Below are 14,475 nucleotides of genomic sequence, written 5' to 3'. Positions count from 1 at the left end.
TCAGAACCGGAGGCGACCGTGACCGACCACACCACAGGCAAAGGGCAAACCCGCACCGATCTGGCATGGGCGATCGCGACCGGAGGGATGGCCGTCGTCCTGTTCGGGGCGCTGCTGCTGCTCGCCTGGGAATTCGCGGCAACGCTCTTCCTGATCTTTGCCGGTGTGTTGCTTGGCGTCGCTCTCAACGCCATCACAAGTCTGCTCGGCCGCGTCATTCCCCTGCCTCATGCGTTGCGGCTGACGATCGTCTGCCTCGCGCTCGCCGCCGTCCTGGCGGGCGTCATGGTGCTCGGGGGAACGACGATCGCGCAGCAAACCGCCGTACTGAGCAATACGATCAAATCTCAGCTCGTGACCGTCAAATCATTCCTCGAGAAAAATGGCGTCGACACCAGTTACTTCAATTTGAGCGGTCTCAATTCGTCCGAATCCTCGAAAACTTCCGAGCCGCCGAGAATTCCCGGAACCGCGAAAACCGGGGAGACGCCGGCGGCAAATGTTCAGCACAACCTGCCGAGCGCCGGCACGCTTGCCTCAAGCGGAACCGCGATCGTCAGTCAGACGCTGAAACTCGTCCTCGGCACCGTCAGCGCCGTCGGAAATTTCTTCATCGTGCTGTTCCTCGGCCTTTGCTTCGCCGCTCAGCCAGCCGTCTATCGCAAGGGCTTGCTCAGCATGACGCCGGCGAAACACCGTGCGACCGTGACGATTCTGGTCGACAGGATCGGTGATACCCTGGAACGATGGCTGATCGCCCAGATGGTCACCATGGCCGCGGTGTTTCTGGTGACCTGGATCGGCCTCGAGATCATCGGCATCCAGAGTTCCTTCATCCTCGGCATTCAGGCCGGTTTGCTTGCCTTCATTCCCACCATCGGCGCGCTGCTCGGCGGGTTGATCGTGGTGCTGGCGAGTTTGGCGTCTGGATGGGTGGCGGCCGCAAGCGCGTTCGTGCTGTTTCTCGGCGTCCATGCGCTGGAAAGTTACGTGCTCACGCCGATCATCCAGCGCCAGGCGCTCGACATTCCGCCGGCGACGCTATTCGCGTTCCAGATTCTGCTCGGCATCGTCTTCGGCGTCTGGGGGTTGGCGCTTGCCCTGCCCCTGCTCGCGATCGGCAAGGTCGTCATCGACTTCCTGCGCGCCGATGGCGAAAAGCACTTCGCCAAAGCGGCAAGCTAGAGTGCTTCATACCCTGACGGAAGCATCTCGATGATCCCATTGCCGGGCTTGACCCGGCAATCCACCAATCGAGCGCGGATTGATTCCGTGTCACCGTGAACGCTCTAAAAGGTCGTAACCGTATTGGTGTGCTCCACCTCGGGGGGCGAAGCGAAATGCGGCCCGACCAGCGCGCGCCATTCGGTGAAATTTGTCGATTCCCGAAAGTCCACGGTATGGTTCTCAAGCGTTTCCCACTTGATCAACAGTCGGTAACGCGACGGCTTCTCGATAGAGCGGTGCAGCTCGAAACTTTTCCAGCCTTTGCAACGCTTGAAAATCGTCTGCGCCTGGCCGATCGCGGCCTCGAAATCCGCTTCGCTGCCCGGCTTGATGTCGATTTGCGCGATTTCGGTAATCATCCGAGGAGACCCTTTGTGCATCCCTGTATAACGCAAGCGGCAGCGGCCGACAATGGCACAGCAAAAACGCACCGGCGCCCGTGAATCGGGGCCGATGCGTTCAGATGCGGGGAATGTCTTTCAGGAGATCCGGAGAACGAGCTGCCGATCTTGCCGCCGGCTTCGCCCTGTTCCCGGAGAAACTCAGAGCCGATACAGAATCTGATCCGTCCAGAAGCGCTCGAGACGATGCAGCGACTTGTTCAACGTCGCAAACTCCTCGTTCGAGATGCCGCCGACCTGCTCGACGGTCTTGACGTGCTTCTGGTAGAGCGCGTCGACGATGTGGCGGATTTCCTGGCCCTGCGCGGTCAGGCGGATGCGCACCGAGCGGCGATCGACGCGCGAGCGCTGATGATCGAGGAATCCCAGCTCGACAAGCTTCTTCAGGTTGTAGGAGACGTTGGAGCCGAGATAGTAGCCGCGCGTCCGCAGTTCGCCGGCCGTCAGCTCTTTGTCGCCGATGTTGTAGAGGAGAAGCGCTTGCACCGAATTGATGTCGGCGCGACCGCGACGATCGAATTCATCCTTGATGACATCGAGCAGGCGACGATGCAGCCGCTCGACCAAGGTCAGTGCTTCGAGATAGAGCGACTGCACCGGCGCTTCGCCGGCGACCTGTTCCGCGGGCTCGTGAGCCTTCGCAACGGCTTTCATGATGACTTCCCCTGTTGTCGTTTTTTCGACTTATTCGACGAAAACTTTTGTTCCGCCTGATAACTGGAACTTAGGGGAGTCGTTTGAAGATCAGCTTAAATAAGACAATAAAGACATCATGAATTTAAGACAGTGAATCCCCGATTAAGCCCTTCACATCAGGGCTTTCCGAAACCTTTACTTGACGTTTCCGCCGTGTTGTTCACGCTTCGTCTGCGGCTGTTGTCGCATTCGGGAACAGGCCCGCGCGAATTCGAAAGATCCTGTCAACATCGATGACCGCGCCGTTAGGGTGATCGAATCCTTACCGGAAAAAATCCTCGGAAAAATTGATGCAAATCGCCGGCTCAACGCCGGCGAGGATTTGGCAAGGGATTTCATGGCGGCCGCTCGCGCGCCGCCATCCAGGCCAGCGCCAGATACGCCATGAGCATTGCCGTTCCGATTCCGACGACGGCCAGATTGCCGCCATAGATCTGCGGAAACATCAGTTCGACCACAGCCATCGAGACGACGGTGGTGAGCCACACGACGGCGCCCCACGGCGTGGCGAGCCACAGGCCGACAGCGGCCACCAGTTCGATCACCGCGAAGTAGATCGTCGCAGCCTGCCGGGCCACGGTCTGATTCTCAAACGCATCGTCTTCGCCGCCGATGAATCCGGTGACCCGGGCCCAATGATAGAGCCCGGTGGCGAGCGACAGCACCGCCATGATACGCAGGAACATTACCAGTCGCCGGGTCCATAGATTTTCATCCGCTTCAGTCCGCGCGGACGAAATTCCCGCCACCGACATGGCATTGTCCGGCTGCGTCCGCTCACGAGATGACGTTTCAGACATCAGGAGCGCTCGTGACCGGGAGCGATAGTCATGCAAAGGGGCCTCATGGCTTTAGCTACCATATTATAATCAACTGCGTCGCGCCCGGCGTGAGCGCGGTGACGAAGCCGGTTCCTGGTGTTAGAATTGAAACAAAATCAAATCGGTTTTGTGTCTTCGGGAGTGTCGGCAACATGGCGATAAAATACGGGCGTCCCATTGAAATGCGGGATGGACCCCGCCGCGAGGCCGCCATCGCTGCTCCTCCGCTCGACCTCGTCGCCCGGCTGCGCCGCAACCGCAAAGCTGAATGGGTCCGCCGTCTGGTCCGTGAAAGTATTCTGACCACCGACGATCTGATCTGGCCCCTGTTCGTGGCCGACGGCGCCGACAGGCGGACGCCGGTGGCCTCGATGCCCGGTGTGGACCGCCTCAGCGTCGAGGAATGCGTGCGCGACGCCGAACGGGCGCTGAAACTGAACATTCCCTGCATCGCGCTGTTCCCCCATACCGACCCCGCCCTGCGGGATGACAGCGGCAGCGAAGCCCTCAATGCCAAGAACCTGGTGTGCAAGTCGGTCCGCGCCATCAAGCGAGAGTTTCCGGACCTCGGCGTGCTCTGCGACGTGGCGCTCGACCCGTTCACCAGCCATGGCCATGACGGTCTGGTCGAGGACGGCAAAATCCTCAATGACGAAACCGTCGCGGTGCTGGTCCAGCAGGCGCTGGTACAGGCCGAAGCCGGCTGCGACATCATTGCTCCGTCGGACATGATGGACGGGCGCGTAGGCGCGATTCGAAAGGCCCTCGACGAGGCCGGTTTCGTCGATGTGCAGATCATGGCTTACGCCGCCAAATACGCGTCGGCGTTTTACGGCCCGTTCCGCGATGCCATCGGCTCGGCCAAGGCGCTCACCGGCGACAAGCGCACATATCAGATGGACAGCGCCAACTCCGACGAAGCCCTGCGCGAGGTCGAACTCGACATCGCCGAGGGCGCCGACATGGTGTTGGTAAAGCCCGGCATGCCCTATCTCGACATCGTGCGGCGCGTGAAGGACACGTTTGGAATGCCGACCTTCGCCTACCAGGTATCGGGCGAATATGCGATGATCGCCGCTGCGGCCGGCAACGGCTGGATCGACGGCGACCGCGCCATGATGGAAAGCCTCGTTGCCTTCAAACGCGCCGGCGCCGACGGCATACTCACTTATTTCGCACCCGCGGCGGCGGAGAAACTCAACCGGAAAGGCTGACGTTCCCGCCCGCGGTCGCGAGCCATCATTGCCGCCTCCTTGACCTGATGGTCCGCTTCTAACATGTGCGTCCCGTTGCGGCAGGCGTTCTTGGGTTTCTAGAGTCTTTCATCGTTTTACGGAAACGGTGAAAAACTCTAGGTTCTTGATCTGGCCCGTTTTCTTCACGCGAACCGGATTCCGCTTCGCCCGAAAACGCTGTAGTGGAGTTTTGGATTTGACATTCGCTTTTCGCGTTTGCTGCAAACCGGGTAGGGAATGTCACTCCACCAGCGAGACCTTGCAACCCAGCCTGCACGTCGCCATGTCGAGGGGGCGGCAAGGCAGTGCCGTGATGACCGTGGAGGATTGGTCATGGCCGATGAAGACTTCAACAACGCGAACACCACGCGGAGCGGCAACTCGGCCGGGTTCCGGTCCGATGCATTCGACCCCTGGATGCAGCCTGAACTGTTTCGCGGCGTCCTGACGCGGCGTTTTTTTGCATTCCTGATCGATCTCGTGGTGCTTTCGACACCGGTGATTCTCGGCGTGATCTTCATCGCGGTGTTCGGCGTCGTCACGCTCGGACTTGGCTGGGCGCTGTTCTGGCTGGTGTCGCCCGCCTCCGTGATCTGGGCCATCGTCTATTACGGCGCGTCGTTGGGCGGCCCGCATTCGGCGACCGTCGGAATGCGCGTCATGGATCTGGAAATGCGAACCTGGTCCGGCGAGCCGGGCTATTTTGTGCTCGGCGCCATGCACGCGGTCCTGTTCTGGGTCACGCTATCGATCTTTACGCCGCTCATTCTCCTGACCGGCCTCTTCAACGGACGTCGCCGGTTGCTGCATGACATGCTGTTGGGAACCGTGATTATCAACAATTCGGTTCTCGCGTCGGTTGCGCAGTCTTATCGAAGTTATTGATATCGCCGCAACCGGATTGACGGTCGGCCTCGGGAGCGCGATGCTCAGCATGACCTGCTTCGGAGACCTGCAAGACCGCCGTGACCCAACATTCGCGCGACACTCCGCAATTCTACCTGACGGCACCTTCGCCGTGTCCGTATCTGCCCGACCGTAGCGAACGCAAGGTATTCACGCATCTCGTCGGCGAGAAGGCCGGCGACCTCAACGACCTGCTGACCCATGGCGGCTTTCGACGCAGCCAGTCGATCGCCTACCGTCCGGCCTGCGACCAGTGTCGCGCCTGCGTTTCGGTGCGGGTGATCGCCGACGAATTTCGACCCTCGCGCGGTTTCCGCAGGGTGCTGGCGCGCAATGCCGACGTCGCCGGCACCATGCGGGCCGCGGTGCCGACGTCGGAGCAATATTCGATATTCCGCGCCTATCTCGACCGGCGCCACCGCCACGGCGGCATGGCCGACATGACCGTCCTCGATTACGCCATGATGGTGGAAGACAGCCATGTCGAGACCCGAATCATCGAGTATCGCAGGCGCAGCCCGCTGGACGAACGCGGCGATCTGGTGGGGGTAGCGCTCACCGATGTGCTCAGCGACGGGCTTTCGATGGTCTATTCGTTCTTCGAACCGTCCGAACGGAACCGTTCGCTTGGCACTTTCATGATCCTTGATCATGTCTCTCGCGCGCGGCAGCTCGGCCTTCCCTATGTGTACCTCGGCTACTGGATCGAAGGGTCGCGGAAGATGGGCTACAAGGGCCGCTTCCTGCCGCAGCAACGACTCGCGCCCACGGGTTGGTTGCGCGTCGACGCCAACGGCGAATCCCAGCACGAGCCGCCGGACCAGATCCGCAACCGGCCCTAACCGGCGATCGTGTCAAATAGCAGCTTGACGTTGAGGATTACGATGACACCGGCCACCAGCCACGCCGTGGCAGCCCACACCGGAGAAATCGCGAACTCGCCCATCCTGCGCCGGTCCGAGACGAAGCGGACCAGCGGGATCACCGCGAACGGCAACTGCATCGACAGGACGACCTGACTGAGAACGAGAAGCTGCGCGGTCCCGCGCTCGCCATAAACCGCGGTGACGGCAATCACCGGAACAATGGCGATGCCGCGGGTGACGAGCCGTCGTGCCCACATCGGCATCCGCAGACGCAGGAAGCCTTCCATCACGATCTGGCCGGCGAGCGTGGCCGTCACCGTGGAGTTGATGCCCGATGCGAGCAGCGCGACGGCGAACAGCGTCGAGGCGATGCCGAGACCCAGGAGCGGCGAAAGCAACCTGAACGCATCGCCGATTTCGGCCACCTCGGTATGGCCGCTGCGGTGAAACACCGCGGCGGCCACGATCAGGATGGAAGCGTTGACGAACAGGGCCAGCATCAGCGCCAGCGTGCTATCGGCGGTCGCCCACCGGATCGCGATCCGCCGTCCCTCCTCCGTGCGCGGATAGGCCCGCGTCTGCACGATCGACGAATGCAGGTAGAGGTTATGCGGCATGACCGTCGCGCCGATGATGCCGATGGCGATATAGAGCATTTCCGGATTGGTGACGATCTCGCGCGACGGCGCGAAGCCGCGCAGAATCCCGGCGACCGGTGGCGCGGCGGCGGCGACCTGGATCGCAAAACAGACCGCGATCACGATCAGCAGCGCGACCACGAAGGCCTCAAGAAATCGGAAGCCCCGATTCATCAACAGCAACAGCAGAAAGGCGTCCAGCGCAGCGATCAGCGCACCGCCGATCAGCGGAATGCCGAACAGCAACTGCAACGCGATCGCCGTGCCGATCACCTCGGCCAGATCGCAGGCGATGATCGCGGCCTCGCAGACCAGCCAGAGCATGAAATTGACCGGCCGCGAATAGCTCTCCCGGCAGGCCTGTGCGAGATCACGGCCAGAGGCGATCCCAAGCCGCGCGGCCAGCGCCTGCAACAGGATCGCCATGAGGTTCGACAGCAGGATGACCGACAGCAGCGTGTAACCGAACCGCGAGCCGCCCGCGATATCGGTGGCCCAGTTGCCGGGGTCCATGTATCCCACCGAGACCATGTAGCCGGGACCCGTGAAAGCCAGCAGGCGGCGCAGCCAATGCCCGGTCGATGGCACCCGCACCGTCGCATGGACCTCCTCAAGGCTTGGACGGGCAGGCGCTTCCGAACGCCAGCCGGCCACAGCCGAATCGGGTCCCTGCGACGGCTCCGGCGCCGGTTCAGACGGCAAGGCAGGCGTTTTCACATCCATCGACTGAATAATGGACTATATTAGATCTTAATGCAACTAATTTGCAAATGCATCTAGCAAGGCATTGCAGCCGGACAGGCCTTGAGGGCCAGACGACCCAGCCAAATCTATTCGGGCTGGAGCTACTTCCGATCGAGCAATTCGAGCACCGTCTCGGGCGGACGGCATATCCGCGCGCCCTTCGGCGTTTCCACGATCGGGCGCTGAATCAGGATCGGGTGCGCCAGCATGAAATCGAGAATCTGGTCGTCGCTCCATTTGGGATTGCCGAGATCGAGTTCGGCGTAGGGCGTGCCCTTCTCCCGCAGCAGCCCACGGATGGGTAAACCCATGGCGTCAGCCAGGGCGCGAAGTCGTGCGCGATCCGGCGGATTCTTGAGATATTCGACGACCACCGGCTCCTCGCCGCTCTGCCGGATCATCGCCAGCGTGTTGCGGGACGTGCTGCACGATGGATTGTGATAGATCGTCACGGTCATGGTCGGCATCCGCTCAGATGTCTAGAGCCCGTTTCGCTTCTGATGGAATCAGAAGCGAAACGGGCTCTAGGATTTTGATTTGACGCGTTTCCTTCACGCGAACCGGTATCCACTTCGCTCGAAAACGCTATATCCGCGATGTCATATGGCGCGGCCGAACTTGTTCGACTTCGGCAGGCCATGCGCGAGGCGGCCGGCGTCGGCGCGGTTGCCGCGCCAGTCGGACAAGTCCTTCCAGCTCAGGCCCTGCTCGCGGCCCGCGGAATCCTTCCACGTCAGTCCGGCTTTTGAATCGAAAACAGTGACGTCCGACAGGCCCGCGCCCTTATACTTCTGCAGCCGCACGCCGCGACCGCGCGCCATCTCCGGCACCTGGTCCAGCGGAAAGACGACCATCTTGTGGTTGGTGCCGATAACGGCGACCTGATCGCCCGAGACCGTCGCGATCGCCTTCGCCTCGTTCGGCATCTCGACGTTGAGCACCTGCTTGCCCTTGCGCGTGGTGCCGACGCAATCGTCCTCGTTGACGACGAACCCCTGCCCCTCGTGACTCGCGATCAGGAACTTGCGGCCCCCGGTGTTGACGAACAGCGACACGATCGCCGCATCCTGTTCCAGATCGATGAACAGCCGGATCGGCTCGCCATGGCCGCGCCCGCCCGGCAGTTTCGCGACATCGAGCGAATAGAATCTGCCGTTGGTGGCGAACAGCAACAGCTTGGACGTGGTCTCGGCGAAGAACGCAAAACCGAGCTTGTCGTCGGTCTTGAACGACAAGCTCGACAGGTCCTCGACGTGGCCCTTCAGCGTCCGCACCCAACCCTTGTCGGAGACGACGATCGTAACCGGCTCGCGCTCGACGAGCGACTCCTCGAGCGCGGCGAGATCATGTTCCGGCGCGTCGGCGAAAACAGTACGGCGCTTGCCGAGCGGCGTCTTGGGTCCGAACATGTCACGCACATTGCGAACCTGTTCGCCGACCTTGGCCCATTGCTCGGTTTCCGAGCCGAGGATCTTGTTGATGCCTTTCAGTTCGTTACGAAGGTTCTTGTCCTCGGTGCGGATTTCCATTTCCTCGAGCTTGCGCAAGGAGCGCAGGCGCATGTTGAGAATGGCGTCGGCCTGTATCTCCGTCAGCTTGAACGCCTTCATCAAGGCCGGCTTCGGCTCGTCCTCGGTGCGGATGATCTTGATGACCTTGTCGATGTTCAGGTACGCGATCAGATAGCCGCCGAGCACCTCCAGCCGGTGCTCGATCTGCGCCTTGCGATAGGCCGAGCGCCGCAGCAGCACATCCCGCAGATGGTCGAGCCATTCGCGAAGACATTCCGCAAGGCCGACAACCTTCGGAATCTTGCCCTTGATGAGAACGTTGAGGTTGAGCGAAATCCGGCTTTCAAGTTCCGTCAGCCTGAACAGCGATTCCATCACCAGTTCGGGATCGACGTTGCGTGACTTTGGCTCGATGACGACGCGGATGTCTTCGGCCGACTCGTCCCTGATGTCGCCGACCAGCGGCAGCTTCTTCTCGTTGAGCAGTTCGGCGATTTTTTCGATCAGCCGCGACTTCTGCACCAGCCACGGGATTTCGGTGACCACGATGACCCAGGTGCCGCGCGCTCCCTCCTCGCGGTGCCACTTGGCGCGGGTGCGGAAGCCGCCACGTCCGGTGGCGTAGGCTTCCGCGATGCTCTCCTTGGAATCGATGATGATGCCGCCGGTCGGAAAGTCCGGGCCCTTGACCCAGCGCAGCAGCGACTTCGACTTCGCGTCCGGCTTGTCGATCAGATGCAGCGCGGCGTCGCAGAGTTCGGCAGCGTTGTGCGGCGGAATCGCCGTCGCCATGCCGACCGCAATGCCCTGCGCGCCATTGGCGAGCAGATTCGGAAAACCGCCCGGCAACACCACCGGCTCACGGCTCTGGCCGTCGTAGTTGGGGCGGAACTCGACGGCGTCCTCGTCGATCCCGTCGAGCAGCAGCCGCGCCACGTCGGTCATGCGCGCTTCGGTGTAGCGATAGGCGGCGGGATTATCGCCGTCGATATTACCGAAGTTGCCCTGACCGTCGACCAGCGGATAGCGCGAGGCGAAGTCCTGCGCGAGCCGCACCATGGCGTCGTAGATCGCCTGATCGCCATGCGGATGGAACGAACCCATCACGTCGCCGACGATCTTCGCGGATTTCTTGAAGGCAGAGCCGGGATCGAGCCGCAGCAGCCGCATCCCGTAAAGGATGCGGCGATGCACCGGCTTGAGGCCGTCGCGCGCGTCCGGCAGCGCGCGGTGCATGATGGTGGACAACGCATAGGCGAGGTAGCGCTCTTCCAGCGCATCCCGCAGTTGCACCTCGTGAATTTCGGCAGGCTCGGCCGGAATCAATCGTTTTCCCATGGAGACGGGTTAACGCCTGCCGAGTGCGGCGACAAGGCGCGAATCAGGCCGGAATCGCATGCCAAGCCAGGCTGGTGGTCATCATCCGCGAAGATGATCCGGTACGCTTCAACCCTGGATCAATCATCGCGAAGGCGACACTTTGACTGGATGCCCGCTCCGCGCGCATGGCGCTTGAACCCATTCCTATCCGGGAATTGCTCTTGCGCCAGCCCGCGCCCGATGCTTCATCACCGCATTGATGAACCCGGCGCGCGCGTCGGAATGGCCCTGCCCGCGCGGCTCCAAAACGTGGCGCAACAGGAAGCGACCGGTCAGTTCGAACCCGTCACGCACGTCCTGTTCGGACCAGTCCTGCCCGACGCTGTCATCCCCTCGCAAAAACGATGGCAGCCGCAAAAGCCGGTCGCGCCAGGGTTCGCCGGCCTGCCGCGAGACCGCGCCTCCCGATTTCGGCGACACATAAACGAGGTCGGCGGTCGCGCCGGTCGCCACGCAGACGGACAGATCGAGACCGAAACCGAGTTCGGACAGCATCGCCAGTTCGAACCGGATCAGATGAATCGCCGCCTCATCCGCCGTGTCAAAGTCGTCCAGCGTCCGCTCCAGCATCTCGAAAATATCCTCATGCGGATCGCGCTCCGGCAGCAGCCGCGCCAGCGCCGCCAGATGGGTCACGCCATAGGCCGCATGAGACGCCGCAAGCAGGGTCGCCGCGCGCATTCGCGTGCTCTCCAGCGCGTAAGTACCGAGATGCTCGTCAAGTCGCGCGCGCCACAGCGCGCTGACCGAGTTTCCGGGCTGCAACAGCGGACGCATCCGCGATCCGGCGCCGCCGCGCACAAGGCCGAGATGGCGGCCATGGCCGCGCGTCAGAAGCTCGACGATGGCCGAGGATTCGCCATGCCGCCGCACCCCGAGCACGATGCCATCGTCGGTCCATTCCATGATGGCCCCAGCCTATAATATCGCGCGGCGTTTCGCAGCCACCGATCAGACGGAGTTGAACCAGTCTTTCGCGTCATCCGTGAATGAAAAATACATCCCGGCCCCGGCCAAGACGGTCGAAAACAGATCGATGCCGGAGGACAGCGTCAGCCCGCGGTTCAGTGAATCGAACAGCGAAAGCACCGAAAGCGCGAGCGCCGCAACCAATGTCCATCGCGCCCAGTTCTTCCGGTACCGCGCGGCAAGCCAGACCAGAAGCAGGAAAAACATGAACACGAGAACGACGAACATATCGCCGCCTGCCGCCGCGGCATCGCCGCCGTAAGGCGGCGCGCGTTCCACGAACGCAGCCGACAACGTATCGATCAGGAGCGACAGATACAGCAGGACTTCAAACCGCAGTACGTTTCTCGGGATGATCATGGCACCCTACGACTTTGGAAATTCCAGTCCCATTTCGCGATAACGGTTCGGATCGTCACCCCAGTTCTCACGCACCTTCACAAACAGGAACAGGTGCACAGGCTGACCTAAAATCTCGGCGATCTCCTTGCGGGAGTCTGCGCCGATCGCCTTGATGGTCGCGCCGCCCTTGCCGAGCACGATCTTACGCTGACTGTCGCGTTCGACAAAGATGGTCTGTTCGATGCGAACCGATTTGTCGTTGCGCTCGGTCCAGGTGTCGGTTTCGACCGTCGATTGATACGGCAATTCCTGATGCAGATGACGATAGATTTTCTCGCGGGTAATTTCGGCGGCGAGATGGCGCAACGGCGCGTCCGACATCTGGTCTTCCGGATAGTGAAACGGTCCTTCCGGCACGCGCGCCGCGAGCGCGCGGCGAAGATCGTCGACGCCGTCGCCGGACAGCGCGGAGATCATGAAGGTATCCTCGAAGGCAAGGCGCGCGTTGGCCGCGCTTGCCAGCGCCAGCAGCCTGTCGCGGGGCACGAGATCGATCTTGTTCAGCACCAGAATTTTCGGATGCGCCACGCTCGCGAGCTTCGTCAGGATGGCGTCTGCCTCGTCATCGATCCCGGCGCGCGCATCGAGCAGCACGCAGACGAGATCGGCGTCGTGGGCGCCGCTCCAGGCGGTCGAGACCATGGCGCGGTCGAGCCGGCGCTTCGGCGTGAAGATGCCGGGCGTATCGACCAGAACGATCTGGGCGTTGTTCTCCACGACGATGCCGCGGATCAGCGCGCGGGTGGTCTGCACCTTGCGCGAGACGATGGTGACTTTCGAGCCGACCAGCGCATTGACCAGGGTGGACTTGCCGACGTTGGGCGCTCCGATCAACGCGACGAAACCGCATCGCGTCGCCGCAGCACTCTCGCTCACTTGACACCTTCACGGGCGATCATCGCCGACGCCGCCGCCTTTTCCGCCGCGCGCTTGCTGCCGCCGACGCCCTCGGACGCTTCCAGCCCCGGCAACTCCACCGCGACGCGGAAGCGCGGGTCGTGATGCGGCCCGGTGCGCTCCACTTCGCGATAAACCGGCGTCGGCAACCCCTGGCCCTGCGCCCACTCCTGCAGCACGGTCTTCGGATCCCGCAGCGGCCGCACCGGCTTGCGCATCCGCTCTAGCCAGTTGCGCTCGACGAAGGCCGCCGCGGCCGCATAGCCGCCGTCGAGATAGACCGCGCCGATCACCGCCTCGCAGATGTCGCCGAGCACGGATCGGCGCAGCCGCGCCCCGGCGCCGGCGCCCACCGCGCCCAGCTTGATGCCCTCGACCAGATCGAGCGATTTGGCGACATCGATGCAGGTCTCCCTGCGCACGAGTTCGGCGAGCCGCTTCGACAACTCGCCTTCGTCCGCCTTGGGAAAGGCGCGGTAGAGCATGTCGGAGACCACCAGACCGAGCACGTGATCGCCGAGGAATTCGAGACGCTGGTAACTGTCGCCGCGTGCGCGCGATGGCTTCAGCGCCGAGACGTGGGTGAAGGCCGTGGTGAGGAGCGACATATCGGCGAACTTATGACCCAGCCGCTGTTCGATCGCGGCCATGACTGCCTTGGCGCTGGTCCTGGCCCGCTTCTTCTTCGGCGCAGGCGCCTTCGGCCCCGCGCCGGATGGCGCGGCCATATCGTCGGAGGTCGAGACTGGCTTTATGTCAGCCGCTTCGTCGATCATCGCACGATGGAAAATATGCGATGCCACCGCACAGCGGTGGGCCAGCGCCAGATCTGCCAGGCCTGCTCGCCCTCCCCGATCGAGAAGAAGATCATCTGCGCCCGCCCGATGAGGTTCTCGAAGGGCACATAGCCGACCGCGGAGAGCACCCGGCTGTCAGTCGAGTTGTCGCGGTTGTCGCCCATCATGAAGTAATGGCCGGGCGGCACGGTGTAGACATTTGTATTGTCGTAGAAGCCGTTGTCGACGCAATCGAGCGTCTTGTAGGTGACGCCGTTCGGCAAGGTTTCCTGCCACTGCTTGACACGCGCCGTCGCGTCGGAACCGCAAGGGTCCTCCCCGACAAAATCCGGCAGCCGCTGCCGCTGCACCGGCTTGTCGTTGATATAGAGCAGCCCTTCCTTCATCTGGATGCGGTCACCCGGTAACCCGATCACCCGCTTGATGTAATCGGTGGTGTTGTCCTTCGGCAGACGAAACACCACGACATCGCCGCGGTTCGGTTCGGAGCCGAAGATACGTCCGGAAAACAGCGGCGGTGAGAATGGAATGGAAAAATGACTGTAGCCGTACGAGTATTTCGAAACGAACAGATAGTCGCCGACCAGCAGCGTGGACTTCATCGATCCGGAAGGAATGTTGAACGGCTGGAATAGGAAAGTCCGGATCACCAGGGCGATGATAAGTGCGTGAATGACGACGCGAACCGTTTCGCCGACGCCGCTTTCAGTCTTGGTTCCGGATGTCACGCCCATCGCTTCCCTTTACCCGCCGCCGCCGCTCAGGGGCGACAACAAAGCGTTTCATGGCAAAACGTGTCCGTTCCGCGTAAAACGCAATCAATTCTGGTGTCTGGACGAATTCGCACGCAATCCCTCATGATCCGTGCTGAATTCTCCTGGTAGCCGATTCCGCAGTTCGCCGTCCTGCAGCAATCCCCGACGCAAACTTCGGAATCAGGGAATACTAGCAACTTTATGAGCGGTTTGTGATTGAGAAGCTCGCT

At 62.0% G+C, this 14,475-nt stretch carries 15 protein-coding genes; 4 read left to right on the top strand and 11 right to left on the bottom strand.

The window, feature by feature from the left end; genetic code table 11:
- Positions 1-87: 87 nt before the first annotated feature.
- On the top strand, positions 88-1,185 hold the full coding sequence (locus ACMDCM_RS04935) for an AI-2E family transporter (protein WP_412774670.1): 1,098 nt from the start codon (positions 88-90) through the stop codon (positions 1,183-1,185).
- 104 nt (positions 1,186-1,289) lie between these two features.
- Here the strand turns inward: ACMDCM_RS04935 and ACMDCM_RS04930 are convergent, their stop codons facing one another.
- The 3 genes from ACMDCM_RS04930 to ACMDCM_RS04920 all read right to left on the bottom strand — a co-directional run bounded on the left by ACMDCM_RS04930 (position 1,290) and on the right by ACMDCM_RS04920 (position 3,124).
- A complete protein-coding gene (locus ACMDCM_RS04930) occupies positions 1,290-1,586 on the bottom strand; it encodes an antibiotic biosynthesis monooxygenase family protein (protein WP_412772525.1) in 297 nt (98 codons plus the stop codon).
- Positions 1,587-1,769: 183 nt separating this feature from the next.
- Entirely contained in the window at positions 1,770-2,285 is a 516-nt protein-coding gene (gene ldtR / locus ACMDCM_RS04925; RefSeq protein WP_412774669.1) for a transcriptional regulator LdtR, read from the bottom strand.
- 374 nt (positions 2,286-2,659) lie between these two features.
- Positions 2,660-3,124 carry a DUF6163 family protein gene (locus ACMDCM_RS04920; RefSeq protein ID WP_412772524.1) on the bottom strand — a complete coding sequence of 155 codons (465 nt, stop codon included), beginning with the start codon at positions 3,122-3,124 and terminating at the stop codon, positions 2,660-2,662.
- A gap of 173 nt (positions 3,125-3,297) precedes the next feature.
- Between ACMDCM_RS04920 and hemB the strand changes: the two genes are divergently transcribed.
- The 3 genes from hemB to ACMDCM_RS04905 all read left to right on the top strand — a co-directional run bounded on the left by hemB (position 3,298) and on the right by ACMDCM_RS04905 (position 6,128).
- Positions 3,298-4,359: a porphobilinogen synthase gene (gene hemB, locus ACMDCM_RS04915; RefSeq protein ID WP_412774668.1), complete on the top strand. Its 1,062-nt coding sequence runs from the start codon at positions 3,298-3,300 to the stop codon at positions 4,357-4,359.
- A 354-nt stretch (positions 4,360-4,713) separates the two neighbouring features.
- Positions 4,714-5,265, top strand: coding sequence for an RDD family protein (locus tag ACMDCM_RS04910; protein WP_412772523.1), 552 nt, complete (start codon positions 4,714-4,716; stop codon positions 5,263-5,265).
- A gap of 80 nt (positions 5,266-5,345) precedes the next feature.
- Positions 5,346-6,128, top strand: a complete 783-nt coding sequence (locus ACMDCM_RS04905) for an arginyltransferase (RefSeq protein ID WP_412772522.1) — start codon at positions 5,346-5,348, stop codon at positions 6,126-6,128.
- Here ACMDCM_RS04905 and ACMDCM_RS04900 read toward each other — a convergent pair.
- From ACMDCM_RS04900 to lepB, 8 genes are all read right to left on the bottom strand, one after another.
- Positions 6,125-7,513, bottom strand: coding sequence for an Nramp family divalent metal transporter (locus tag ACMDCM_RS04900; RefSeq protein ID WP_412772521.1), 1,389 nt, complete (start codon positions 7,511-7,513; stop codon positions 6,125-6,127). The two genes, ACMDCM_RS04905 and ACMDCM_RS04900, sit on opposite strands and share 4 nt — an antisense overlap.
- 122 nt (positions 7,514-7,635) lie before the next feature.
- Entirely contained in the window at positions 7,636-7,992 is a 357-nt protein-coding gene (arsC, locus tag ACMDCM_RS04895) for an arsenate reductase (glutaredoxin) (protein WP_412772520.1), read from the bottom strand.
- Between the two features lie 141 nt (positions 7,993-8,133).
- Entirely contained in the window at positions 8,134-10,383 is a 2,250-nt protein-coding gene (parC, locus tag ACMDCM_RS04890; protein ID WP_412772519.1) for a DNA topoisomerase IV subunit A, read from the bottom strand.
- A 186-nt stretch (positions 10,384-10,569) separates the two neighbouring features.
- Positions 10,570-11,331 (bottom strand): DNA repair protein RecO, encoded by a 762-nt coding sequence (gene recO / locus ACMDCM_RS04885; RefSeq protein ID WP_412772518.1) that lies wholly within the window; start codon positions 11,329-11,331, stop codon positions 10,570-10,572.
- A gap of 45 nt (positions 11,332-11,376) precedes the next feature.
- Positions 11,377-11,754 carry a hypothetical protein gene (locus ACMDCM_RS04880; RefSeq protein WP_412772517.1) on the bottom strand — a complete coding sequence of 126 codons (378 nt, stop codon included), beginning with the start codon at positions 11,752-11,754 and terminating at the stop codon, positions 11,377-11,379.
- Positions 11,755-11,760: 6 nt separating this feature from the next.
- A complete protein-coding gene (gene era, locus ACMDCM_RS04875) occupies positions 11,761-12,672 on the bottom strand; it encodes a GTPase Era (RefSeq protein WP_412772516.1) in 912 nt (303 codons plus the stop codon).
- Positions 12,669-13,421, bottom strand: a complete 753-nt coding sequence (rnc, locus tag ACMDCM_RS04870; protein WP_412774667.1) for a ribonuclease III — start codon at positions 13,419-13,421, stop codon at positions 12,669-12,671. Before rnc ends, era begins: the two co-directional genes overlap by 4 nt.
- Positions 13,422-13,465: 44 nt before the next feature.
- Positions 13,466-14,224, bottom strand: coding sequence for a signal peptidase I (lepB, locus tag ACMDCM_RS04865; RefSeq protein ID WP_412772515.1), 759 nt, complete (start codon positions 14,222-14,224; stop codon positions 13,466-13,468).
- Between the last annotated feature and the right edge of the window lie 251 nt (positions 14,225-14,475).

This window comes from Nitrobacter sp. (assembly GCF_047149785.1).
Lineage (GTDB): Bacteria > Pseudomonadota > Alphaproteobacteria > Rhizobiales > Xanthobacteraceae > Nitrobacter.
The sequence above is the reverse complement of the archived record's forward strand: the minus strand, read 5'-3'. Positions and strand labels throughout refer to the sequence as shown.

Coding starts and splice junctions, on each gene's coding strand:
- ACMDCM_RS04935 (WP_412774670.1), top strand. CDS start 88: ATGGCCGTCGTCCTGTTCGGGGCGCTGCTGCTGCTCGCCTGGGAATTC.
- ACMDCM_RS04930 (WP_412772525.1), bottom strand. CDS start 1,586: ATGATTACCGAAATCGCGCAAATCGACATCAAGCCGGGCAGCGAAGCG.
- ACMDCM_RS04920 (WP_412772524.1), bottom strand. CDS start 3,124: ATGTCTGAAACGTCATCTCGTGAGCGGACGCAGCCGGACAATGCCATG.
- hemB (WP_412774668.1), top strand. CDS start 3,298: ATGGCGATAAAATACGGGCGTCCCATTGAAATGCGGGATGGACCCCGC.
- ACMDCM_RS04910 (WP_412772523.1), top strand. CDS start 4,714: ATGGCCGATGAAGACTTCAACAACGCGAACACCACGCGGAGCGGCAAC.
- ACMDCM_RS04900 (WP_412772521.1), bottom strand. CDS start 7,513: ATGGATGTGAAAACGCCTGCCTTGCCGTCTGAACCGGCGCCGGAGCCG.
- arsC (WP_412772520.1), bottom strand. CDS start 7,992: ATGACCGTGACGATCTATCACAATCCATCGTGCAGCACGTCCCGCAAC.
- parC (WP_412772519.1), bottom strand. CDS start 10,383: ATGGGAAAACGATTGATTCCGGCCGAGCCTGCCGAAATTCACGAGGTG.
- recO (WP_412772518.1), bottom strand. CDS start 11,331: ATGGAATGGACCGACGATGGCATCGTGCTCGGGGTGCGGCGGCATGGC.
- ACMDCM_RS04880 (WP_412772517.1), bottom strand. CDS start 11,754: ATGATCATCCCGAGAAACGTACTGCGGTTTGAAGTCCTGCTGTATCTG.
- rnc (WP_412774667.1), bottom strand. CDS start 13,421: ATGGCCGCGCCATCCGGCGCGGGGCCGAAGGCGCCTGCGCCGAAGAAG.
- lepB (WP_412772515.1), bottom strand. CDS start 14,224: ATGGGCGTGACATCCGGAACCAAGACTGAAAGCGGCGTCGGCGAAACG.